This window comes from Streptomyces coryli (assembly GCF_011044975.1).
Taxonomy (GTDB): domain Bacteria; phylum Actinomycetota; class Actinomycetes; order Streptomycetales; family Streptomycetaceae; genus Streptomyces; species Streptomyces coryli.
This window is the reverse complement of the sequence record NZ_JAAKZV010000610.1, coordinates 1-564: the sequence shown is the minus strand read 5'-3', so window position 1 is coordinate 564 and position 564 is coordinate 1. Positions and strand designations below refer to the sequence as shown.

General features: G+C 73.2%; 1 protein-coding gene. It reads right to left on the bottom strand.

Features of this window, described 5'->3' with window-relative positions; genetic code table 11:
• Positions 1-508: cation:proton antiporter domain-containing protein (locus tag G5C51_RS42430; RefSeq protein ID WP_206314906.1), on the bottom strand; the 508-nt coding region annotated here is incomplete at its 3' end.
• Positions 509-564 lie beyond the last annotated feature (56 nt).

Genomic DNA, 564 nt, shown 5'->3' with positions numbered 1-564 from the left:
CCACCACCGCCGCCGCGAGGGCCACCTTGAAGGCCGTAATGGCGGTCGCGTCATTGATCAGCGACTCGCCCTGCAGGACCGTCGTCACCCGCGACGGCAGCCCCACCCGCCGCGCGATCGCCGTCGCCGCCACCGCGTCCGGCGGCGCGATCACCGCGCCCAGCACCAGCGCGGCGGTGAGCGGCAGCTCCGGGATCACCGCGTACGCGATCAGCCCCACGGACACCGCCGCGAAGAGGGTGTAGCCGATGGACAGCAGCCCCACCGCCCGCTTGTTGGCGCGCAGCCCCAGGTAGGAGCTGTCGAGCGCCGCCGTGTGCAGCAGCGGGGGCAGCAGCAGCGGCAGCACCACATGCGGGTCGAGCTCGTAGTCCGGCACGCCGGGCACGTACGCGGCCGCGAGCCCGGCGGCGACGACCAGCAGCGGCGGGGGCACGGGGGTGCGACGGGCGGCGCCGGCCAGCGCCGTCGAACCGGCGACCAGCATGAGCAGCGGAAGTGCGTTCATCGCCACCGATCTAACCTGGCTGCATGAAGGATTGCTCGCATCTTTCGGACCTGCCC